This window comes from Rhodococcus sp. 5A-K4 (assembly GCF_046097995.1).
GTDB classification, from domain to species: domain Bacteria; phylum Actinomycetota; class Actinomycetes; order Mycobacteriales; family Mycobacteriaceae; genus Rhodococcus_F; species Rhodococcus_F erythropolis.
This window is the reverse complement of record NZ_JBJURM010000024.1, coordinates 37,779-58,896: the sequence shown is the minus strand read 5'-3', so window position 1 is coordinate 58,896 and position 21,118 is coordinate 37,779. Positions and strand designations below refer to the sequence as shown.

At 61.8% G+C, this 21,118-nt stretch carries 18 protein-coding genes; 10 read left to right on the top strand and 8 right to left on the bottom strand.

Features of this window, described 5'->3' with window-relative positions; genetic code table 11:
• The first annotated feature begins 25 nt into the window (after positions 1 to 25).
• Positions 26 to 2,599, top strand: coding sequence for a bifunctional lysylphosphatidylglycerol flippase/synthetase MprF (locus ACKAMS_RS25755; RefSeq protein WP_408989768.1), 2,574 nt, complete (start codon positions 26 to 28; stop codon positions 2,597 to 2,599).
• Between the two features lie 10 nt (positions 2,600 to 2,609).
• Here the strand turns inward: ACKAMS_RS25755 and ACKAMS_RS25750 are convergent, their stop codons facing one another.
• The 3 genes from ACKAMS_RS25750 to ACKAMS_RS25740 are packed head-to-tail and all read right to left on the bottom strand — an operon-like array spanning position 2,610 to position 6,006.
• Positions 2,610 to 3,461: an ABC transporter ATP-binding protein gene (locus ACKAMS_RS25750; RefSeq protein ID WP_020907760.1), complete on the bottom strand. Its 852-nt coding sequence runs from the start codon at positions 3,459 to 3,461 to the stop codon at positions 2,610 to 2,612.
• The gene (locus ACKAMS_RS25745) at positions 3,458 to 4,549 is read right to left on the bottom strand and encodes a FecCD family ABC transporter permease (RefSeq protein ID WP_408989767.1); all 1,092 of its coding nucleotides are present in this window, start codon (positions 4,547 to 4,549) and stop codon (positions 3,458 to 3,460) included. Before ACKAMS_RS25745 ends, ACKAMS_RS25750 begins: the two co-directional genes overlap by 4 nt.
• Positions 4,546 to 6,006 (bottom strand): iron ABC transporter permease, encoded by a 1,461-nt coding sequence (locus ACKAMS_RS25740; protein ID WP_019748453.1) that lies wholly within the window; start codon positions 6,004 to 6,006, stop codon positions 4,546 to 4,548. The genes ACKAMS_RS25745 and ACKAMS_RS25740 overlap by 4 nt, the downstream gene beginning before the upstream one ends.
• Before the next feature lie 202 nt (positions 6,007 to 6,208).
• On the opposite strand from ACKAMS_RS25740, the gene ACKAMS_RS25735 reads away from it, so the two are divergent.
• Both ACKAMS_RS25735 and ACKAMS_RS25730 read left to right on the top strand, forming a co-directional pair.
• A complete protein-coding gene (locus tag ACKAMS_RS25735; RefSeq protein WP_020907762.1) occupies positions 6,209 to 6,991 on the top strand; it encodes a hypothetical protein in 783 nt (260 codons plus the stop codon).
• A gap of 236 nt (positions 6,992 to 7,227) precedes the next feature.
• Complete coding sequence (locus ACKAMS_RS25730) at positions 7,228 to 7,656, top strand: PaaI family thioesterase (protein WP_020969625.1); 429 nt, start codon at positions 7,228 to 7,230, stop codon at positions 7,654 to 7,656.
• Positions 7,657 to 7,743: 87 nt separating this feature from the next.
• On the opposite strand, the gene ACKAMS_RS25725 is transcribed toward ACKAMS_RS25730, so the two are convergent.
• On the bottom strand, positions 7,744 to 9,159 hold the full coding sequence (locus ACKAMS_RS25725) for an NAD(P)/FAD-dependent oxidoreductase (protein ID WP_378666573.1): 1,416 nt from the start codon (positions 9,157 to 9,159) through the stop codon (positions 7,744 to 7,746).
• A 601-nt stretch (positions 9,160 to 9,760) separates the two neighbouring features.
• Here ACKAMS_RS25725 and ACKAMS_RS25720 point away from each other — a divergent pair.
• Positions 9,761 to 10,525, top strand: a complete 765-nt coding sequence (locus ACKAMS_RS25720) for a metalloregulator ArsR/SmtB family transcription factor (protein WP_041815970.1) — start codon at positions 9,761 to 9,763, stop codon at positions 10,523 to 10,525.
• 421 nt (positions 10,526 to 10,946) lie between these two features.
• On the opposite strand, the gene ACKAMS_RS25715 is transcribed toward ACKAMS_RS25720, so the two are convergent.
• On the bottom strand, positions 10,947 to 11,249 hold the full coding sequence (locus ACKAMS_RS25715; protein WP_029255360.1) for a hypothetical protein: 303 nt from the start codon (positions 11,247 to 11,249) through the stop codon (positions 10,947 to 10,949).
• A gap of 58 nt (positions 11,250 to 11,307) precedes the next feature.
• Between ACKAMS_RS25715 and ACKAMS_RS25710 the strand changes: the two genes are divergently transcribed.
• From ACKAMS_RS25710 to galE, 5 genes are all read left to right on the top strand, one after another.
• Complete coding sequence (locus tag ACKAMS_RS25710) at positions 11,308 to 13,395, top strand: glycosyltransferase (RefSeq protein WP_408989766.1); 2,088 nt, start codon at positions 11,308 to 11,310, stop codon at positions 13,393 to 13,395.
• Positions 13,396 to 13,456: 61 nt separating this feature from the next.
• Positions 13,457 to 13,729, top strand: a complete 273-nt coding sequence (locus ACKAMS_RS25705; protein WP_133728061.1) for a PqqD family protein — start codon at positions 13,457 to 13,459, stop codon at positions 13,727 to 13,729.
• 64 nt (positions 13,730 to 13,793) lie between these two features.
• Positions 13,794 to 14,615, top strand: a complete 822-nt coding sequence (locus tag ACKAMS_RS25700; protein WP_408989765.1) for a hypothetical protein — start codon at positions 13,794 to 13,796, stop codon at positions 14,613 to 14,615.
• Positions 14,594 to 15,724, top strand: a complete 1,131-nt coding sequence (locus tag ACKAMS_RS25695; RefSeq protein WP_317832010.1) for a nucleotidyltransferase family protein — start codon at positions 14,594 to 14,596, stop codon at positions 15,722 to 15,724. The genes ACKAMS_RS25700 and ACKAMS_RS25695 overlap by 22 nt, the downstream gene beginning before the upstream one ends.
• Positions 15,721 to 16,755, top strand: coding sequence for a UDP-glucose 4-epimerase GalE (gene galE, locus ACKAMS_RS25690; protein WP_019748465.1), 1,035 nt, complete (start codon positions 15,721 to 15,723; stop codon positions 16,753 to 16,755). The genes ACKAMS_RS25695 and galE overlap by 4 nt, the downstream gene beginning before the upstream one ends.
• Here the strand turns inward: galE and ACKAMS_RS25685 are convergent.
• Positions 16,727 to 17,710 carry a hypothetical protein gene (locus ACKAMS_RS25685; protein WP_019748466.1) on the bottom strand — a complete coding sequence of 328 codons (984 nt, stop codon included), beginning with the start codon at positions 17,708 to 17,710 and terminating at the stop codon, positions 16,727 to 16,729. The genes galE and ACKAMS_RS25685 overlap by 29 nt on opposite strands.
• A 487-nt stretch (positions 17,711 to 18,197) precedes the next feature.
• On the opposite strand from ACKAMS_RS25685, the gene ACKAMS_RS25680 reads away from it, so the two are divergent.
• Entirely contained in the window at positions 18,198 to 19,331 is a 1,134-nt protein-coding gene (locus ACKAMS_RS25680) for a diguanylate cyclase (protein WP_269577204.1), read from the top strand.
• Here the strand turns inward: ACKAMS_RS25680 and ACKAMS_RS25675 are convergent.
• Complete coding sequence (locus tag ACKAMS_RS25675) at positions 19,320 to 19,793, bottom strand: DUF5709 domain-containing protein (protein ID WP_019748468.1); 474 nt, start codon at positions 19,791 to 19,793, stop codon at positions 19,320 to 19,322. The two genes, ACKAMS_RS25680 and ACKAMS_RS25675, sit on opposite strands and share 12 nt — an antisense overlap.
• 73 nt (positions 19,794 to 19,866) lie before the next feature.
• Positions 19,867 to 21,042: a lipase gene (locus tag ACKAMS_RS25670; RefSeq protein WP_021344275.1), complete on the bottom strand. Its 1,176-nt coding sequence runs from the start codon at positions 21,040 to 21,042 to the stop codon at positions 19,867 to 19,869.
• Positions 21,043 to 21,118 lie beyond the last annotated feature (76 nt).

Here is a 21,118-nt window from a genome sequence, read left to right as displayed (position 1 = left end):
ATCCGCAGAAAGTAGCCGCACGTAGATGACGATCGACAGTTCGCCGGGCACCGAAGAATCGACATCACGGGCGCGGGTAGTCACGCAGAAAGCTGCCGGCATCATCCGTTTCGGCATTCGCGACGCACCCTTGACGGTCGTCCTACTTCTCACCATGTGGATACTGGGCGCCGTAACCGGCAGCATCGTTCACGGACCGTCCCGCGATCTCGAGCACACGATCGGTGCGGGAATGGGCTCGATCCAGCACGGACATGTCTGGATTCCACTGAGCTCCGCGCTGTGGGCAGGAAACCTGCTCGGGTACATCGGCGCGAGCGTGCTCCTGATTGCGGTCGCTGCACCTCTCGAACGGCGGATGGGAACGATCAAGCTGGCGATCGCCGGCGCAAGCACTCAAATCTTGGGAGTTCTGCTCGGGCTCGGCTGGGCATCCTTCGTGAAAGTGTTCGACTCCAATTGGGGGTTCCGCCTCCATGTCGGCTCCGCTGTCGGCGCGAGCGCGTGGATCGTCGGCGCCGCGATGGCCGCCAGCTCGAACATGGGGACATTGTGGCGTCGCCGCATCCGCGTCGGAACCCTGGCTTTGACCATCACCTTGGCCTTGTTCAGTGGTCAGCTGCAAGATGTCATCCGATTTTTTGCCGCTGTGGTGGGTTTGGTGATCGGACAGTGGATCGTCGGACGATCGGCTCGCGGTGAACGCATCGCCGGGACACAGCGAGAGGGCCGTGTCCTGGTCGCCATCGTCGTCGCGGCAAGTGCGATCGGCCCGATTATCGCCGCGCTGTCCCCACAGGCGGTTGGCCCACTCGCCGTACTCCGCGATCTCTTCCGTGGTGTTCCCTGGACCGTCGCAGAAGTACGTGAGCTGTGCGCCGAATCCGCGTCGGATCCGGACTGCCGACGCGGCCTCCTCGAGCTGAGACTCTCGGGGATCGGGCCGACTCTGCTCTCGTTGATGCCGTCGATTTTTGTGCTGGTGTTGAGCGATGGGCTCCGTCGTGGCCGCAGATTCGCCTGGATTGCGACTGTCTGTGCTCAGGTCGTCTTACTCGTCCTCTCGATCGGGAACTTCGTCATCAGGTTCGTCGACGCAGTCGACAGCGACAGCTTGTTCTACGGAATCAGCGATCCGAACGTGTATCGAACTCTGGTGCCGTTCCTGACACCGCTCTTCGTGCTGATCCTGCTGATCGCCACACGTCGATACTTCGACGTCGCGGCCCCGGCCAAGACGTATCGACGTCTCGGTGCTGCGATCGTGACCTTGCTCGCGGTCCTCGCCGTGATCTACGTCGGCGGCGGAATGCTCGCCAGGCACGGGTTCGACCGCGAGCCCACGGTCGCGTTGCTGCTCGCGGACTTCCCACAGCGCCTTGTACCGCCGGTGTACCTGCAGTTGATCGACCCGCGCCTGCTTCCCGTGGACATCGAGTCGACGTTGCTCTTCGAGTGGACCGGCGTCGTGTTCTGGGGCGTTGCCGCCGTGTTGGTATTCGTGAGTTTCCTCAAGCCGGTCAAGACCGCCGATCCCAAAGCCGCCGAACGAGCGCGATCCATGTTGATCGCCGGTACCGGCAGCCCGCTGTCGTGGATGACGACGTGGAAGGGGAACACGTACTGGTTCAGCGCGGACGGTTCGAGTTACGTCGCGTATCGCGTCATCGCCGGCGTTGCTCTCACCACAGGTGATCCGGTCGGTCCTCCAGATCGCATGCGCGCGGCGATCGAGGGGTTCGCCGAGTTCGCGTCGTCGAACGGTTGGATTCCCTGCTTCTATTCCGTGACCGACGACGCCCGAACCATCACCGATTCGATGGGCTGGAGCGGTCTACAGGTCGCCGAGGAAACCGTGCTCGACCTGGGACAAGTCGCGTTCACAGGAAAGCGGTTCCAGGACGTGCGCACAGCACTGAACCGGGCGAAGAAGTCCGGTATCACCGCCGAGTGGATTTCCTTCCCTCATGCACCTCTCGCGATCAAGGATCAGATAGTCGCGATCTCGGAGGAGTGGGTAGCGGACAAGGGGATGCCCGAGATGGGATTCACCCTCGGCGGACTCGACGAGGTCGACGACGAACAAGTGCGATGCCTGATCGCGGTCGACGAGGATCGCACCGTGCACGGTGTCACGTCGTGGCTACCGGTGTACCGCGACGGCAAAGTCGTCGGGTGGACACTCGACTTCATGAGGCGACGCTCCGAAGGGTTCCGTCCCGCGATGGAGTTCCTGATCGCTTCCGCTGCACTGAAATTGGAGGAGGAGGGCGTCGAGTTCCTCAGTCTGTCCGGTGCACCGCTGGCAACAATCGCCGGTGACTCCGAGAGGAATGCGAACGAACCGGAGGCCACGACTTTCTCGGCGATGATGGACAGCGTGCTCGACCTACTCGGTCGCACCCTTGAACCGGTGTACGGATTTCGATCGCTGCTGGCCTTCAAATCGAAGTTCCAGCCGCGGTACGTTCCGATGCACATGACATTCGCCGATCCAGCCGCGTTGCCGAGCATCGGCAACGCGGTCGGACGGGCATACCTGCCGACCGTGACGATCGGTCAGGGATTCAAACTCGTTCGGACGATTCTGGGTCGCTGATTCGCGATCGTCACGCAGGCTTTGCCGGCCCGCCGACGGCGCCGAACACGTGCCGGGTTCCGATCGGAACGATCAGCGGCCGATCCGAGACGGGATCGTCGATGACTGCGGCTTCGAGACCGAACACCTCGAGCAGAAGTTCCGCGGAAATGATGTCCTTGGGGACACCAGAAGCGACGACGGCGCCGTCGCGCATCACGATCAGATGATCGCTGTATCTGACCGCGAGATTGAGGTCGTGCAGAACCATCACCACGGTGCGCCCCATTTCCTCGTGGAGTTGATCCACCAGGTCGAGGACTTCCATCGAGTGCGCGAGGTCCAGATAGGTAGTCGGTTCGTCGAGAAGCAGGATGTCGGTTCCCTGGGCGAGAGCCATCGAGATCCAGGCTCGCTGACGCTGACCGCCGGACAATTGATCGACGGGCCGATCGGCGAGATCCGAGACACCGGTCAGCTCTAGCGCTTCGGCGACCTCGCCCTCGTCGTCCGCGGACCACTGCCTGATCCACGACTGGTGCGGGTGGCGCCCACGTGAGACCAAATCGGCGACGGTGAGCCCTTCGGGCGCAACCGGAGTCTGGGGGAGCATTCCGAGCACCCGCGCGACTTCCTTGGTCTTCATCGAACTGATCGCCTTGCCGTCGAGGATGACCGATCCACCCTTTGGCTTGAGCAGACGACCGAGCGCGCGCAAGAGCGTCGACTTGCCGCAACCGTTGGGTCCGATGACCGTCGTGATCACGCCGGTGGGGATCTCGAGATCGAGTCCGTCGACGATGATGCGATCCCCGTACCCGAGCGTCAGATTCTGCGCGACGAGACGCGAAGGAGCATCGGTGGACTGGGCGATGGTGGTCATGCTGTGACCTTCCGATTGTTACGAACCAACAGGTAGAGCAGGAACGGGCCGCCCAGTGCGGAAGTCACGATTCCGACGGGGAGTTCCACAGGCAGAATTGTTCGAGCGATGACGTCGCTGCCTACCACCAGTACAGCACCGGTCAGCGCGGAAGCCACGATGGGCGGGCCGGCGGAGCGCACCAGACGCATGGCGACCTGTGGCGCAGCCAGGGCGACAAAGCCGACCGGACCTGCTGCTGCGGTCGCGATGGCGGCCAATGCCACGGCGGAAAGCAGCAGCTTGGCCTGTGATGATTGCAAGCGAACACCGAGTGAGGTTGCGTTGTCGTCGCCCAACCGCAGTGCTCCCATGGTGAACGATGCGATCACCGCGTAGCCGCCGACTACTGCGACGGCGATTGCGACCGGCCACATCTGATTCCAGGTGGCACCGTTGAGTGAACCGTTGAGCCACACCTGTGCGCGAGAAGCGTCGTTGATGTCCGCCGAGATGAGGAGCCATCCCGTCGCTGCCACCAGCATGGCGTTGATGCCGATACCGATCAGGATGAGGCGGAACCCCTCGACGCCCTTGCGCCACGCCAAGGCGTAGATCACCACTGCTGTCAGTAGGCCGCCGCAGAGTGCAGCCAACGGAATCCCCAGTGTGGCAAGCAGTCCCACGAAGGAGCCACCCCCGCCGAGTACGATGAGTGCCACTGCGGCGGCACTCGATCCAGCCGTGATTCCGAGGATGTCGGGGCTGGCGAGGGCATTGCGCGCAATCGTCTGGGTGACCGCACCGGCAATGCCGAGTGCCATACCGATGGAGAGCGCGGTGAGCGACCGAGGAAGTCGAAGGTCGAAGACGATCAGGTTCTGTGTCTTGCTGCCATTGCCGAGCAGGACCGAAATGACATCGGGGATCGAGATCGGATAGTCGCCCCGCCCGATGTTGATGCAAAGCAGAAGGAACAGCGCAACTGCGAGGGCAATGCTCACCGACACCGCGAGTGGGCGGTAGACGAGCGAGAATCCACCGAGGCGGATCGACTTACGCGAGGGGACGGTCCGGGGGAGTACCCGGAGTTCCTGCTTGAGCGTCACAGACTTGCCAACTTCCTGCGGCGTACGAGAGCGATGAAGAACGGAGCGCCGAACAGGGCCAAGATGATGCCGACCTGCAACTCACCAGGGCGCACGACCACGCGGCCGATGATGTCCGCGGTGATCAACATGACCGCGCCGAGTAAGCCTGCGTACGGGACCAGCCAGCGGTAGTCGGGTCCGGTGATGGCCCGGGCCACGTGAGGGACCACCAAACCGATGAACGCGATCGGACCACATGCCGCGGTGGCGGCGCCGGTCAGCAGGGTGATCGCGACGATGCCGAGTGTGCGACTGAAGGCGATGTTCGTTCCCAAGGCTTTTGCGACGTCTTCACCCAGGCTGAGGACGTTGAGCCCCGGCGTACTTGCCAAGGCGATGACCAATCCGAGTATCAGGAACGGCAGGACCTGCCAGAGGACGTCGAACCCGCGACCGGACACCGACCCGACAACCCAGAAACGGTAGGCGTCCAGGCTGGTCTGGTCGAGGATTATCACGGCGTTGGTCATGGCTTGCAGGAAGAACGCGACGGCCGCGCCCGCCAGAGCCAGACTCAGAGGACTTGCGCCGCCGTTTCCGATGGAGGACAAGCCGAAAACGACGATGCTGGCGACGAAGGATCCTGCGAACGCGAACCAGAGGTACTGACTCGGTGCCGTAAAGCCGAAGAGGTAGATCGCCATGACCACGAAGAACGCCGCGCCCGCGTTGAGGCCGAGTAGACCGGCATCCGCCAACGGGTTGCGTGTGTGTCCCTGAATCAAGGCACCGGCGATACCGAGTGCAATTCCGACAACAAGACCCAAAATCGTTCGTGGGGCGCGCAACGTCCGCACGATGATGTCCGTCTGAGTTCCGTCCGAATTGAAGAGCGCGTGGAAGATCTCGGCGAAGGTCAATGGACGAGCGCCCACCGCGATACTCGCGAGCATCACAAGCGCGAGCAGCACGGTGAGGACCGCGAGTCCGATCAGGCGGCGCCGGCGAGTTGCACCGACGCTGTTGTCGCGTGCGAGTTCTTCGAAGCCCTCGTCGCGGGCCGTGCTTTCTCGGACCACCTCGATGCCGCTTCGGTCGAACGGTCTGCGCAGAGCCCGGCGGACACCGATGGGCTGTTTGGTGGTCGCGTCACGCGTGACCAGGCCAACCCATCCCTTTCCCGAGGTCCGACCGGTGGCCCCCTCACGGAATCCGAGGTTCCACACAAGGAGACCGACGGCGATCGCTATTGCTGTCCCGCCGAAGACTGCTCGATCAGCCTCGCCGCCACCGTTGTCGTCACGGAGCGACTGGACGATGTACCAGCCGACGATCAACGGAAGTAGGAACACCGCCGCGTCGAAAAGTCCAGCCAGGACACGCATTCGGACAGGAGCGGGGCCGCGCGGCACGATGCGCCGTCCGTACGTCTCGCTGGGTCCTCGGGGATGTCCGTTCCCGAGAGATTTGATCATCGTCACTGGCGGTTCGAGCTCCTGGTCTTGGTGCGCAGGGAATTCGCATCTTAGGTTACGGAACCCTATGCGGGTGCGCTTCCTGCGGGGGACGTTCCTGTGAATATGCGGTGCCCAGCGTCACAGTTCTTTACTCTTGAATTATGGTGAGGCTAACCTACATTAAGAACCACAAGACAACTTCGGCCGATTGGAGTGCACGGTGACCATCACCTTGACCACCCAGCATGCGGATGTTCGTGAATTCGAACTCCGGTCGAACGCATTGAGCCGCACCAGCGTTCGCCTACGAGCACTCAACCCTGACTATCCGCGCGTCTACGCGGTTGCCGCCATGGCGGGCGAAGGTAAACGGCGTTGGTGGCAACTGAGCGAGGGCCTGTGCGGGGATCGGGTGCATCAGATGTTCGCCCGTTCACTTCAAGATCTCGACAGCGCCGAAGCTGCGGCGATCCAGGTTGCAACGTCACTTATTCATGCCGTGGTCGGCAGGGTGGCCGCGTCGATCGTCTCCGAGGGGTCCGCATGGGACCCGGGGCTCGAGAACCTGTTCATCCACATGGACAGCGACGGCGGAATCGACTGGGCCGGCGTGGTCGACGAAACGCTGCGCGTTGCGCCCAACGGACGGGAGTCCGGCAGTGACGGTGTCGTCGACATGCCATGTGAAGAAGCGCTCCTTGTCTGGACCGCGCACCGTTGCCTGACTTCACTCCGAGCGATCTATGACGCCGTCGCCAGGTGTGCGCCCGTCGACCAGTTCAGATTCTGGGGCCTGGTAGGGGAGTCGATCCTGGGTGCAGCGGCCTACGTCCCCATCTTGGCCGGTGAGGGCGAATCGGCCGCTCAGCGTCGAGGGCAGGGACTGCTGGACGCCTTTGTCGCCGCCGGGCTGCCGGTTCGTGCGCGCCGCAAGGTCTCGCTACGCCCTCGTTGGAACCAGTTCGACGAAGGGCTTGCTAAATTAGGTCAGCCTTGCCTATGATTGTGGAACACCTCGCAGAGAGCTACACGACGCGAGAGTGACGAAACTGCCGGACCGCGCCGGAGTCCTGAGGGCTGCAGAGACTCCCGGTCCTTCCCACGGCGGGTTTCCCATCGAATGATGGGAAACCCGCCGGTTCTTTTTCCAGACCTGATTCCAAGCTCGAGTTACCTCTCGTGTAATCAGGTAGGGAGTGGCAGCCACACCGGCGCCAGAGAATCACAGATGGAGATGGCATGGTCGACACTGCTGAGACCGCAGAGATGATGAAACGGCTCGGGACGGGCTTCGACGCCACCATCGGCCTGGAATACACCGAACTGAGCCCAGACCGTGTGAGGGCGCAATGGACGGTCAAGCCCACGCTGCACCAGCCCGCCGGGATACAGCACGGGGGTGTGTACTGCTCGGTGGTGGAGTCTCTCGCCAGCGTCGGCGGCACCGTGTGGCTGGGCGAGCGAGGACACGTAGTCGGAGTCAACAACAACACCGACTTCCTGCGCGCAACGCGGGAGGGCACTCTCACCGCTGAAGCCACCCCGATTCATCGCGGACGCACCCAGCAACTCTGGGAAGTTCGCATCACCGACGAGAACGGCCGACTCGTTTCCAAGGGACAGGTTCGCCTCGCGAACATCACCGAGGTGGCGAAGATCGGAAACTGACCACGCGGCAGTCGATCAAATAACGAAGGGCGGCTGTGGAGTTGAACTCCACAGCCGCCCTTCATTATTCGCCCAGGTACTGATCGATCAGCCGGCGGCCTTCTGCTGCTTGCCGGCAGCCTTCTTGGCTTCGCCATTCGAAGTGCTGCCGGACTCCGTCGCTTCCTTGTTCTTCTTCTCCAACTCGCCCATCGCGTTTCGCGCGAAGACCTGCTGCTCGGTGGACGCCATCTGAGCACGGCCGCGCCCGAAGAACGTCACTGCCCACGACAAGAGCGTCGAGGCGCGTGAACGGAATCCGACGAGGTACAGGAGGTGAATTGCCAACCAGGCAACCCACCCGATGAACCCGCTGATCTCGAGCTTGCCCACCTTGGCTACCGCGCTGAAGCGCGAGATCGTCGCCATACTGCCCTTGTCGAAGTACTTGAACGGAACTCGTTCCGACGGGGACTTTCCATCCAGTGACGCTTTGATCTGCTTGGCCGCGTACTTGCCGCCCTGCATGGCAACCTGAGCCAGTCCGGGAAGCTTGTCGAGCGACATCATGTCGCCGATGACGAAGACGTTGGGGTGCCCGGGAAGCGACAGGTCAGGATTGACCATCACTCGGCCGGCGCGGTCGGTTTCTCCGCCGCTTTGCTCTGCAAGCTGCTTGCCGAGGGGGCTGGCCTGCACGCCGGCGGACCAGACCTTGCACTGTGACTCGATGCGGCGAAGCGTGCCGTCCTTTTCCTTGATGATCAGACCGTCGTTGTCGACGTCGGTGACCATTGCGTCGAGCTGGATCTCGACGCCGAGCTTCTCGAGCGTCTCGGCAGCTTTGCGGCTGAGCTTCCCGCCGTACACGGGCAACACGGCAGGGGCGCCGTCGAGGAGCACGACGCGCGCTTCACGAGGATCGATCTTGCGGAAGGCGCCGTCCAGCGTTCGACGGGAAAGCTCGGCGATCTGCCCGGCCAACTCCACCCCGGTGGGGCCGGCGCCGACCACGACGAAGGTGAGCAAGCGCGCGCGCTCGGCGGGATCGTCCGACAGTTCGGCCTGTTCGAAGGCCCCGAGGATTCGTCCGCGCAGTTCGAGGGCGTCGTCGATCGTTTTCATTCCGGGGGCGAACTCCGCGAACTGATCGTTGCCGAAGTACGACTGACCGGCACCTGCTGCCACGATCAGACTGTCGAACGGCGTAACCGTGACGCGTTCGAGCAGACGCGAGGTCACGGTCTGACTCTCGAGATCAATGGTCTCGACCTCACCGAGCAGCACCTGGGCGTTCTTCTGCTTGCGCAGCACCAGTCTCGTGGCGGGAGCGATGTCACCGACCGAGAGGATGCCGGTCGCAACCTGATAGAGGAGCGGCTGAAACAGATGGTGGGTTGTACGCGCGATCATCGTGATGTCGGCATCGGCTTTTTTGAGAGCCTGAGTGCCGAACAATCCTCCGAAGCCGGAACCGATCACCACTACGCGGTGGCGGTGCGGTTCAACCGACTGGATGCTCATTCCGTACTCCTCGAGTTCTAGGGGACAGTCCTACGGTAGTCCCACCGCGGCCGAGCTTCTCTGCGAGCAGTCCGACGCGCGCCGGTGTGTCCGAATCGATCAAGCAGCCTCCGGCGGCGATCACCCCGAGACGCGTGTCTTCCTCGCGCCGGGGGTGTTCACCACTTTGTCGAGGTGTCAGCTACTGGCGGACCGACAAAATGAACAGTGCGATGCACCCGCCGACGAAAACCAGGATCGACAGAGCCACCGAGGCATACCCGACACCCACTCCAATTGCTGCCCAGTCCATGTGCCCAACCTCTCTTACGGTGCGATCCGGGATTCAGATCACATCTGCTACTGGCGGACCGACAAAATGAACAGTGCGATGCACCCGCCGACGAAAACCAGGATCGACAGAGCCACCGAGGCATACCCGACACCCACTCCAATTGCTGCCCAGTCCATGTGCCCAACCTCTCTTACGGTGCGATCCGGGATTCAGATCACATCTGCCTGAAGACATCACACCCTATTTATCGCTACTTCCGAAACCCGGCACGCCCAACCATTGACATGCAAGCAAATACTTGCATATCGTGAAGTTGTGAACGACCGGATGAATGCAGCCTTCAAAGCACTTGCCGATCCCACGCGAAGACTTCTGCTGGACCGCTTGTTCGTAGCCAACGGGCAGTCGCTCGGTGAGCTGTGCGAGAGCCTCGACATGAGTCGCCAAGCTGTCACGCAACACCTCACGGCGCTCGAGGATGCAAATCTGATCAGCACGGTGCGGCAGGGGAGAACGAAACTTCACTATCTCAATCCCGTTGCGCTCGAGGAGATTCGAGAGCGATGGATCAACAAGTTCGAGGTACCGCGCCTGCATGCGCTCAGTGCCGTCAAAAAACTCGCGGAGGAAGCCATGACCGACAAGCCCAGTTTTGTATATGTCACCTACATCGCCAGTACGGCCGAGAACGTCTGGAAAGCACTCACGGACGCGGGGGCCACTGCAGAGTATTGGGGACACAGCAACGTCTCCGACTGGCAGCCGGGATCGACGTGGGAGCACCGCCGGATCGACGGTTCGAACATCGCGGATGTAGTCGGCACCGTAGTCGAAAGCAGCCCACCGTCCAGGTTGGTCACCACCTGGGCTGATCCGAACGGTGAACCGGGCGTCGATATCTCGCGGGTGAGTTTCGACATCGAAGCCTTCGGCGCGATCGTGCGATTGACCGTCAAGCACACCGATTTGGCGGACGAATCGGCTCGCATGGAGGTAGCGGGCGGATGGTCGGCGGTGCTGTCGAATCTGAAGTCCTACCTCGAGACCGGAAATACTCTTCCGGTGGCGCCGTGGGAGATGCCGGTCGGTTGACGGTTGTCGACCGGGACAAACGAGTCCCCTGAACAGGAGGAGATCGCCGTACTTCTGTCCGAACAGTCGGCGCAGTCCGGACTCAAATTCGCATACCCGTCAAATATCGGCGCGTTCAGTCTGTAAAGTTGCCGGAAGGATGCTAGCGTTTTGCCCGACATCGAGTGAGGACGACCTCGTCTCGGACGCATGGGAGAAACGCTATGGGCGGCGACGCTTTTCAGAATGTTCCGGTTGATCGACGCAAGTTCGTCAAGACAGTTCTAGCGGCCTCGGCGGTAACTGTTCCGGTCGTGACGTCGATCAGCCTCGGTGGTGCGGCACCGGCCTTCGCAGCCGGTGATACGCCGAACCTCTCCGGAGCTCCTACTCGTGGCCAGCAGAATCCGAATCAACCAGGCGGCGAGCAACCAGGCGGGAATCAGCCCGGTGGTAATACTCCGGGAGGGAACCAGCCGGGCGGAAACGAGCCGGGCAACCCCGGATCGTCGGGAAGTTCGGGATCGTCGGGAAGTTCGGGTAGTTCCGGGAGTTCGGGATCGTCTGGAAGTTCCACAGGTTCCGGATCAACCGGTAGCTCGTCAGGCTCGGGTGGAACGACGACCGCCAAGCCCACCGGGCCGACGGAGCCGACAGAGCCGACCGTCCCAACTGTCCCAACTGTGCCGACCACTCGCACCGAGCCGACGTTCCCAACCAGCCCGACCAAGCCGACAGATCCCACGGAACCTGCGTAACCGACGTAATCGATACAACGCCACGGGTTCCCAGGGAGCACACCGATGCCCGAGTTCGACGACGCCCTGCACCGCGCTCTGAAGAGGCTTCAGAGCGCGGTGCCAGTACAGGTGAAAGAAACTCCGCCGCACGGAGAATCTGCCGACCTCACCATTGCAATCGCGACCTACGACGATTTCGACGGCGCATACTTCACGATCCACTCGATCCTGGTCCATCATCGCGAGATTCTGGACAGAGTCGAATTCGTCTTGTTGGACAACAACCCCGAGGGGTTGCCGGCGCCGATGCTCGAATCGTTTGCCGGTTACATCGATCGGTTCCGCTACATCCCGTTCACCGACGTTCGATCGACTGCGGTGCGGGACGTCCTGTTCCGCAAGGCCACCGGAAAGTATGTCCTGGTCCTCGACTCCCACGTGATCCTGGCACCGGGATCGTTGTCGGCGTTGCTGGCGTATTTCGATGCAAATCCGGAAACTGACGATCTGATCCAGGGACCGATGCTCTCCCAGGATTCCTCGCACATCGCGGCCACCCACATGGACCCCAAGTGGCGCAACGGAATGTTCGGCTCCTGGGGAGTTGATCCGCGAGCGAAGCAACACCCGGACGTGCCTTTCGAGATCATCATGCAGGGCCTCGGCTCATTTGCCTGCAGGCGTGAGGCATGGCCGGGATTGAACTCGCACTTCACCGGATTCGGCGGTGAGGAGGGATACATCCACGAGAAGTTCCGGATCAACGGCGGAAAGGTCGTCTGCCTTCCGACATTTGGTTGGCACCATCGATTCGAGCGCCCGGCGGGTGTCCCGTATCGAATAAATTGGGAAGATCGCGTTCACAATTACCTGCTCGGTTGGAATGAGGTCGGATGGGATCTCGACTCACTCCATCGTCAGTTCTCCAGGTACCTCGGTGATTCGTATCCCGAGATTCGTCGCCGTGCCGAACTGAGCGTCCAGCGACCCGAGTTGGTCTTCGGCGGGGTGATCGTTCTCAGCGACGACGGCCGAGTAGCTCCGTGGCGTTCATGCCTGGCGGAGGCCGAGTCGATCGAACTGACCGTTCACCGTGCCATTCCGGCGGAGGACGACGGTCCGGATGGGTGGAGGACGGCCTCAGCGTTCGTCGCCGGACTCGACAAGGCGATTCTGCTGGGCTGGAAGTCGGTGGTCTTCCTGGACGAGGCTCGCGTGATCGAACCCGCGGTTATGTACAAGCTGCGGAACATAACAGACGACCTCCCCGCCGAAGCCGATGCGGCCGTCATCCACGCACACGGCGAAGACCTGGTCGGGGCTGCACTGATTGTTCGCGCCGCGGCATACCGAACCTTGCGAGACGAACTCTCTCGGAGCATGGACGGACCCGTGCGGTCCGACTTTTCACTGGCGACCTATCTGCTCGAGCGGGGCGCAGTCGACGTTGTGCTCGATCGCCCACTGTCGCCTGCCCGAGTAGGGGGAGAACCCACCCCGGCTGTCGAGGATTCGAAGTCGGACCTCGGTGTTGTCGTCGTGAATCTTGACCTCGATATCGACAGATGGAAGGCGTCCTGGCATCGATTCATTCGCTTACCGCGCGTAACAGCGGTGGAGAGAGAATCAGCTTTCGAGGACGTGATGAATCAGGAAGCGGCCTTTGCCGTCTCGTGGCGTCGCGCGGTTTCTCGGGCGACCGAGAAGAGCTGGGATTCGGTCCTCATTGCAGCTGACGACGTGAGTTTGCTGGATGCGGCTGCGTCGATCCTGGACCACGCACGTGAAGACCTCGATCACCGCGATTGGGATGTCGTCCAACTCGGACACGACGCGAAATCGGCCGACGGAGCGCTGATCGACGGTTCGGCGCTCTTGCGCACCAGTCCGGAGAACCGTGGAGTTCACGCCGTCCTCGTTCATTCGCGCGCCTTCGAACGAATTCTGGACGCGATTGCGGATCCGGAGGTAGACCCCGAAGCATTCGAAAAATGGGCGGGCCACTACCAAACTTTGGGCAACTACCTGGTGGATGCGAACGCCGGGGGAGCGCTCACGTGTCTGACGCTCGCACCCGGCATCGCCTCCACACGCAGCCTGATTTGTTCGGGCGCAATCGAATCCGAATACTCACGACGCTTCTCGCTCTGACACCACCCCAAACGCAAATAGCTCAACACGAATATCGGACTGGTTGGAACAAGGAGATATCTTGACGGAACTACTCGAAGACGCGAGGCCTCAGCGCTCACAGACGGTGGAGAGCAATGATCTCACCGACGGTGTCGTGCTGTACGACAGTTCCAGCGAGGTTGCCCATCACCTCAACCCCATCGCGACTTTGGTGTGGGAACTGTGTGACGGCCGGACCGTCAGTGACATCGTCCAGGCGGTGTCGGAGGTACTCGAGATCCCTGACCATGACGCGGAGTCGGTGGTCAGCGAGACCTATGGACAGCTGAGCGCCTCGCGTCTGCTGGTGTGAGAATCCCGTGACAGGCAGCCACGTACCACAATTCCGAACGCACTACCTATGGGTTGATGCGATCGTGCGCGGCCCTGCCATACCCGAACTCGGTGTCATCGAGCATCGAATTGCCAGCCCCTGGCCTGCGGACCACAACATCGAAGTTCGGATTCAGCGGAATCGATCGACGTTCGGTCGCTGGGACGCCACCATCGACTCGACCATCGGAGGCAGAAAGGAACCGCTGATCGGTCTCGACGGACTCCACCTCGCGGAGAACGTTTACCGCACTGTGCACCGGGATGTCATGACGGCCGCAGATACCGAACTGTGGACACGCCTGCATGCCGCTCTGGTCGACTGCAACGGTGTGAGAGTGGCGATCGCCGGGCACTCCGGGGCGGGTAAAACCACCTTGGCGCTTGCCCTTGCCTTACGGGGTGCACAACTGCGAGCTGACGAAGGGGTCTTCATTCGCGGTACCGAAGCTGTGGGCTTGCCGCGCCGGGTTCACCTGAAAGCCGGTATGTTCGACGTTCTCCCGGACATCAAGGCGCACGATTCGCTGTATCTCCCGTATACCCCTTCGGTGTGGGCACTGGACCCGTCGACATTGCCCGCTACTCCCAACGTCGATTCGGCGGTTCGCGGAATCGATCTGGTGCTGATTCTCGATAAATGGGACGGGGGTCCTACTCGTGTCGCGCCGATGCCCGCACCCCAGGCGATACAGTCGCTGGCCGAGCAATCCGCTCTGTGGTCCGACAATCACGGACTGACCCTGAGAAACATCGCTGCCCTGCTCTCGAATGCCCCGTGCTACAGAATGATCCGGCACCACGGCGACACCGGCGCCGACACCGTGGAGGAACTGGTGGCGTCATGCGTGACACCCGGTACCTGATTTCGATGTTGGAAGCCGAGCACGGGGCCGACGTCATCCGTTCGTGTTCGCAGCAAGATTGGCCGCGAGTCATCGACGCCGCTGCCAGGCACAAGGTGCTGCCGCTGCTGGCCGCCCGCGCAGTCGATGCCGGCTTCGCATCGGTCCTGCCGGCGAGTTTCGCCGATATGCTGTCGGATTCCGCAGCTAGCGCGTCGAGTCCGGAATTGACGCTGAGCCTTGTCCATCACCGAAACGCACTTCGTATCGCGGACCTCGATGCGCAGCGCGTAGAACTGCAAGAGTTGTTACACAGCAGCGGATTTCCGACTGTCGCACTGAAAGGTGCTGCCCTTCTCGAGCGAAGAATCTGGCCGAACCCGGCGGCACGACGGATGACGGACATCGACCTCTTGGTCGTAGATCCCGCACACGCCGTTCCAGCCAACGACGCGATCATCGACTTCGGCTATCGAATGGTTCGCCCGGACGAGGTGGCAGGGGATTCCATCGATCACGACGATCATCAGGAACCAGCGCTCCTTCGCGACGACCGTCACGGCTCCGTCGAAATCCATTCACACTTGCTTCCGCGGTTCGCCCGTCACGCGTTGACCCGCGAGTCCGCGGTCCGAGGACTCAGCGCGGAGACCGAAGGATCCAGACTTGCCCTTGCCGATGTCACGCTTCATGTCATCGCTCACGCGCGGCTTGCCGATCGCGCCTTGATTCGCGCTGATCTGGCGTTGAACAGCGTCTTCGACGTGGGGTACCTGTTCGACTCCGAGCCGTCACTCCCGGCGATGCTCGCGCGACGCCGATTGCCGCGCGATGTCCGTCGCGCGGTGAACGTCCACTGGGCTGCGGTGGAATCGATCTTCGGAGTGAATACCGGGGTGACGACTACGTCGGCGCGTTGGTGGTGGCAATGCACGCTGTGGTTGGCCGATCGCCCACGTCTGCACTCGCTCTACCGCGATCTGGTCATGGTGCCGCTCTTTCTCGACCGTGATCGGCTTTCCATCCGGGACGGGCGCGACCTACGTGGATGGGACTTGGCACGCTCACGCGTATCCCACTTCGTCCGTCGTGCGAGGGCTGCCGTCGAAGATGCCGGGGGAGCAGCGTGAAAGTACTGATCACCGGCGGAGCGGGATTCATCGGAAGCACCGTGGCGTCGAAGTGCGTCGACGCCGGGATCGATGTCGTGATTCTCGACAACCTGCTGACCGGCCGTGCCGAATTTGCGCACAGATTCCCGTTCTACTGCGGCGACATCGCGGACGAGAAACTGCTCGACAGGATATTCGCAGATCATCCCGATATCGTTGCCACAGTTCACTGTGCGGCCTTGATCGTGGTGGGAGATTCCGTGAGTAGCCCGGCGCGGTACTACGAGAACAACGTATCCAAGTCACTGACACTGGTATCGAGTGTCCTTCGGAACGGCTGTGAGCGCTTCTTGTTCAGTTCCTCTGCTGCGGTGTACGCGCCGAGCGACGGTGGGTGTGTCGACGAACATTGGCGGATCGCACCGCAGAGTCCCTACGCGCACAGCAAGGCTCAGTTCGAAACGATGCTTGACGACATCGTGGCGGCCACAGGATTATCGGCAATATCTCTACGCTACTTCAACCCTGTCGGGGCAGATCCGGAATTGCGAAGCGGACCAGCGTCGGCGCGCCCGACCCACGCACTCGGAAAGCTGTTCGAATCATATTCGACAGGAACGCCTTTCAGGGTTACGGGGACGGATTGGCCGACGCGCGACGGATCGGGAGTGCGTGACTACGTTCACGTCTGGGACCTTGCAGACGCTCATGTTCGAGCACTCGAAAGGTTCGACCGGGTCACCGCTGATTCATCACGCATGACTGTGGTCAACTTGGGCAGCGGGCGGGGGACGACGGTGTGGGAATTGGTACACACATTCGAGAACGTGCTCGGCGAAGACGTCGACGTGGTCGCTGCCGACCGACGCACCGGTGACACTGCCGGTGCCTATGCGTCGAACGATCGTGCGTTACGACTACTCGGGTGGGTTCCGACGTTCACCCTGGAACAGGGGATCGAGGACACTGCACGGTGGCTGGCCGTACGGGCGCACCGGCTGAATTCTGCGCCGCTGAGCGTCAGCTTGGTGGCTCGCCCTCGACGGTGATGTTGTTGCTTCGTAGCCAGAATGTGGCGTCCGGATCCCACCCGGCGAGCACGGTGGCCCCCGAGTTGGCCGACAACGGGATCGCGATGCCTGGCGTGGTCAGATAGGCCATCAAGGTCAAGTGGATGGCGTCGTAATCTGCGGCGACCGAAACCCAGTCCGGAATGAACCAGTCACGGTATTCACCGGTCGTGTCGTACCAAACGAAGCGACGTGAAGCGGGCACTGGCAGGGGATAGGTATCGACCAGATTCGCCCAGTCCTGCGGACCGGTGATCTCGTAGATGCGGGGCGCGCCGTAGATCCTTACCGGCTGCACCCGCGCCTCGTTCGAGGAGCTGTCTTCTTCGAGAAACACCCCGAGGGCCCCGATACCGTCGCGGGCCCTGGTTGTTTCGGTTGTGCCGTTGGCAAAAGGGGTAGACCACCATTCGCCTCCGATGTTACGGTCCGGATCTTCGATCTGGTATTCCAGAAACCGGCGTTCGGTATCGAGTGCCTCATCGCGCCACTGTTCGAGGCCGTCCTTCGTGGGGTAAATCCGCAGGGGTAGGCCCGACCAGCCGTAAATGGGGTTTCGCTTTTCAACCAGATTCTGGTTCAGGCGGTCGATCGGCTCGGTCCACCAGGCGGCGTGTGGCGAGTCGAGTAGTGCTCCGGCAATCGGTCGCAGCGCCGCTGCGACATCCGGCCGGACGAAGATCAGGTCTTCTTCGTCCGGCGGCTCCCAGTAGCGTGCGCAATCTACGGCATACGCAAGACAGTGCAGAATCTCGAGTTCGGACATCTCGGCGATTGCCCGGATATCAACAGCGCCGAGAACTTCGAGCGCATGTTCCGGCGATTGAGGCCAGTGTCCACCGGAGTTGCTTGCGCTGGCGCGGCACGCGTGCCCGACGTTCGCACAGAAGCGACGGCCACGTGGTGAACCGAGGACGAGTGCAACGGAATCCATGTGGGTAAAGCTAGCGGACAGGCTGACGGGGGACGTTCGAATAACCATTACTTGACATAATGTAGATTATCGGCAAATTGTCGACCTGGCGATATCGGCTCATGATCCGTTTCCTGCGTCGTCGATCCGTAGATGTATCTGTCGACCATTCGCGTGCTTCCGCCCTGAATCGCTGGACGCATTGTGTGAGCTGATCATCTTGGCGTGCCCGTCGTCGGACAACCAATCGTCGATCGCCGTCCGACCCCGGCCGGCCACCGAGCAACCCTGCCGCTCAGGTGTCCAGGCCGCGCGGCAGGCCGCCTGACGCGGGTTGATGTTGATGGATGAGTCTCGCCCACTCCCAGCCACCCCGCCCCAATTCGTCACTGTGACGTATTGGGGGCGACAGGCTGCGAGCGGGTGCAGTTCCATTGTCATCGCCACGGACTACTATCGCCGCATGTGTTTTATTTCGACCGGCCGCTTCGAATGATCAGTGGCCGCGATGAGTGACACACCTAAGGTCGTACACCGCTGGCTTGCAGTGCCAGACCAGTTCGACCGATTCACGCGATTCTTGCGCGACAACGGAATTCTGATGCCGACTCGGATAGGCATCGGCATATTGGTTTTCCTCCTGGGAGTCACGATTCTGCTGAAGCGACTGGGCACCCATTCGGTACAGACCATCGGATTTCCGTTGGACGTCGTCATCGCAGTGCTCGTGATGATCGGCGGAACAGCGCTGCCGTTCACTGCGACGACCCGGGAACGGTCGTACCTTTTTGTCATCGCGGGCGACCTCGCTGTTGCGGTGATCGTGCTGGCGGAGGCCAATCCGGATCAAAGGCTGCTGGGGTGCCTCGTCTTCGGACTCGTCGGCTCGTACATAGCGTTCTTTCACAATCTTCGAGCGCAGCTGTGGCACCTGCTGTTTTCCGGGGCGGTCATCGTTATCGCCAGCATTGGCGTGTTCACCGATGTACCTTCCGGCCTCTCAGACGTCCTGGGACGCATTGCCTTTGCCATCCCTGTCATCACCGTCATACCGGTGGTCACGCAGATTGCTCTGGCGCTCCTGAGCAACGACGCTCAAAGTTCCGAACTCGATCCGTTGACGGACCTGCTGAATCGGCGCGGACTCTCACGGCGGACTTCCGAACTCCTGCAAGCGAAATCCAGCCTCGACCAGTCCTTGCTGGTGGTGGTGATCGACATCGACAATTTCAAACACTTCAACGACACCTACGGTCACGACGTCGGCGACCGCGTCATCCTGCGCACGGCGTATCGACTCCACGACTGGGCCAGATCGGACGCAGCGATCGCTCGTATCGGCGGTGACGAGTTCGTCGTCGTTCAGATCATGCCGTTGCCGTACGTCGGCGACTTGCTCGCACGGATCGCCCACATCATGAACTCCCCTACGGGCGAACCACTCTCGACGACAAGCATCGGCATAGCCATACACAACGGCGGCTGGCCAGACGTGCAAGCAGCAGAAAGTGGCGTTCACGATCTACATCGCCTAGCCGATTCGGCGATGTACGAAAGCAAGAGGATGGGTGGAAATCACGTCCACTCCATCGTTCTCACCGATCAACAGCCACAACAGTCAGGCGGTCGGTCAGTCGTCTGATTCTTCGATCAGATGCATCGCGGCTTCCTCCGCCGACGCTGCGCCGCCGTCGATTCCGACGTCTCCGGCAATGAGTTCGCTTTCCTCGTCCTCGTATCGGCCCTCGTCTTCGGCAACGAGACGCCCGACGCGGCGATTTCCGACTTCGTCACCGTTCGGGAATTCTTCTTCCCGTTCGAATTCGTCGGCATCTGCCGGATCCTTCAGGGGATCTCCCAGTGACGCGTACGGATCAGGTTCTTCCTCGGCCAGGCGCTCGTCGAGGGTCTCCCCCGCCGATTCTTCACTGCCGGTCAACCCGTGAGCGTCCAGGCCCAATGGGCGTTCCGGTGGTGAGATTCCCTCGTCGAGAATGTCGTCCACGCCTCGATCGATCAGGGTGTCTTCGGGTTGAAGCTGGTCGTCGGGATCGAGACTGTAATCGCCATTGCCGGCCGCGCCGGTGTCATCCGTGTCGCTCATACGATCAACGATGCCACGGGCACACCGAGTTGGCCATGTGCCGCGCCTGCTCGATACATCACTCCGGAGACATTCAGCACGAACGCGGGGCCGGCACTCCGTCGAACCGGTCCTGCAGGTACTCGAACGCGGTGGGCAGGCCGAGGACCGCAGTGGTGAGGTGGTCCGGGCTGGGGAACAGCTGAGATTGAACCGTGGCTCCGGCGGCGCAGTACCGAGAAATCGTGTTGACCACCGAATCGATGGGGATAAGGACGTCGTCGGGGGTGTGCCATTCGAATACCGGGGCAGTCGGCACACCCGGATAGAGTTCGACGCTGTTGTCGTCCATAACCTTTCGTACTTCGGGGCTGGACAACAGGGAAGTCGACGTCGACACCTGGGAAGCGCTGCGTCCTGCGCCAACTCTCAGGATGTCGTTGGTGCACGCGTTGGTGAGTTCGGTCCGCATCGACCGACCGAGGTCGTTGAGTTGATTACTCAGCGGAAGAAGATCGGGGTACTCGCGTTCGAGGCCCATTGCTGCGGCGAACGCGAGGCCGAATGCCGGGTGCGGATCCTGTCCGAGGCCGTTGGCCATCTTGGACAGATTCATCGGAACGCCGCCCTCGGCTACACCGACGAGGTTGACCTCGGGTGCGTAGCTCGGGGCCAGTGCGGCCGCCCACGCGGTAGCCATGCCACCGCCGGAGTAACCGGCAATACCGACTGGGCTGGCGCCACTACGCAATTCGGGAATTTTCTGAACGGCGCGGATACCGTCGAGCGTGATCTGCCCGCCCAGGCGCGCGGCGCCGTAGGCGCTGTTGGGTCCGAGATGGTCAGGAAGGGCAATGGTCCATCCACGTTGAAGCGCGACGTTGAGGATGGGCGCTTCACGGATGACGATGTTGGGATCCGATGCGTAAAGCGCGCGAGATGGCGCACATCCCGTTCCGAGTGCGTTGACGATGTGCTGATAGGAGAGCAACGGGCCGTCTTGTGCTTGATTCGGCGGGACCAGGATCGTGCTGACCGCGGCGATCGGCTTGTTCTCGGAGTTCGTGGACCGATAACTGACCTGCCAGATCGCGACGCCGGGAAAGGTCATCAGGTCAGGGGCCCGGCGCACGGAGATCGGCGTGCCGGCGGTCCCCTCGGCCGCTGCTTGCGAATAGAACGGGTCCGGGTCCGGCGCCGGATATGCGGGATCTGCTTGTGCAGTCCACCCGGAGAGAAGTGCGGCAGTCAGTGCAGCAGCAGTCAGCATCGATCCGGTAAACACGCGTCTGGTTCGCAGTTTCAACGTTTTCCCCTCGTCCGGACCCACCCGGGGTCCATCACCC

Excerpts from the sequence above, each read along its gene's own strand:
- ACKAMS_RS25755 (WP_408989768.1), top strand. The coding sequence starts at position 26 with ATGACGATCGACAGTTCGCCGGGCACCGAAGAATCGACATCACGGGCG.
- ACKAMS_RS25750 (WP_020907760.1), bottom strand. The coding sequence starts at position 3,461 with ATGACCACCATCGCCCAGTCCACCGATGCTCCTTCGCGTCTCGTCGCG.
- ACKAMS_RS25740 (WP_019748453.1), bottom strand. The coding sequence starts at position 6,006 with ATGATCAAATCTCTCGGGAACGGACATCCCCGAGGACCCAGCGAGACG.
- ACKAMS_RS25730 (WP_020969625.1), top strand. The coding sequence starts at position 7,228 with ATGGTCGACACTGCTGAGACCGCAGAGATGATGAAACGGCTCGGGACG.
- ACKAMS_RS25725 (WP_378666573.1), bottom strand. The coding sequence starts at position 9,159 with ATGAGCATCCAGTCGGTTGAACCGCACCGCCACCGCGTAGTGGTGATC.
- ACKAMS_RS25720 (WP_041815970.1), top strand. The coding sequence starts at position 9,761 with ATGAATGCAGCCTTCAAAGCACTTGCCGATCCCACGCGAAGACTTCTG.
- ACKAMS_RS25710 (WP_408989766.1), top strand. The coding sequence starts at position 11,308 with ATGCCCGAGTTCGACGACGCCCTGCACCGCGCTCTGAAGAGGCTTCAG.
- ACKAMS_RS25695 (WP_317832010.1), top strand. The coding sequence starts at position 14,594 with ATGCGTGACACCCGGTACCTGATTTCGATGTTGGAAGCCGAGCACGGG.
- ACKAMS_RS25685 (WP_019748466.1), bottom strand. The coding sequence starts at position 17,710 with ATGGATTCCGTTGCACTCGTCCTCGGTTCACCACGTGGCCGTCGCTTC.
- ACKAMS_RS25680 (WP_269577204.1), top strand. The coding sequence starts at position 18,198 with ATGAGTGACACACCTAAGGTCGTACACCGCTGGCTTGCAGTGCCAGAC.
- ACKAMS_RS25675 (WP_019748468.1), bottom strand. The coding sequence starts at position 19,793 with ATGAGCGACACGGATGACACCGGCGCGGCCGGCAATGGCGATTACAGT.
- ACKAMS_RS25670 (WP_021344275.1), bottom strand. The coding sequence starts at position 21,042 with ATGCTGACTGCTGCTGCACTGACTGCCGCACTTCTCTCCGGGTGGACT.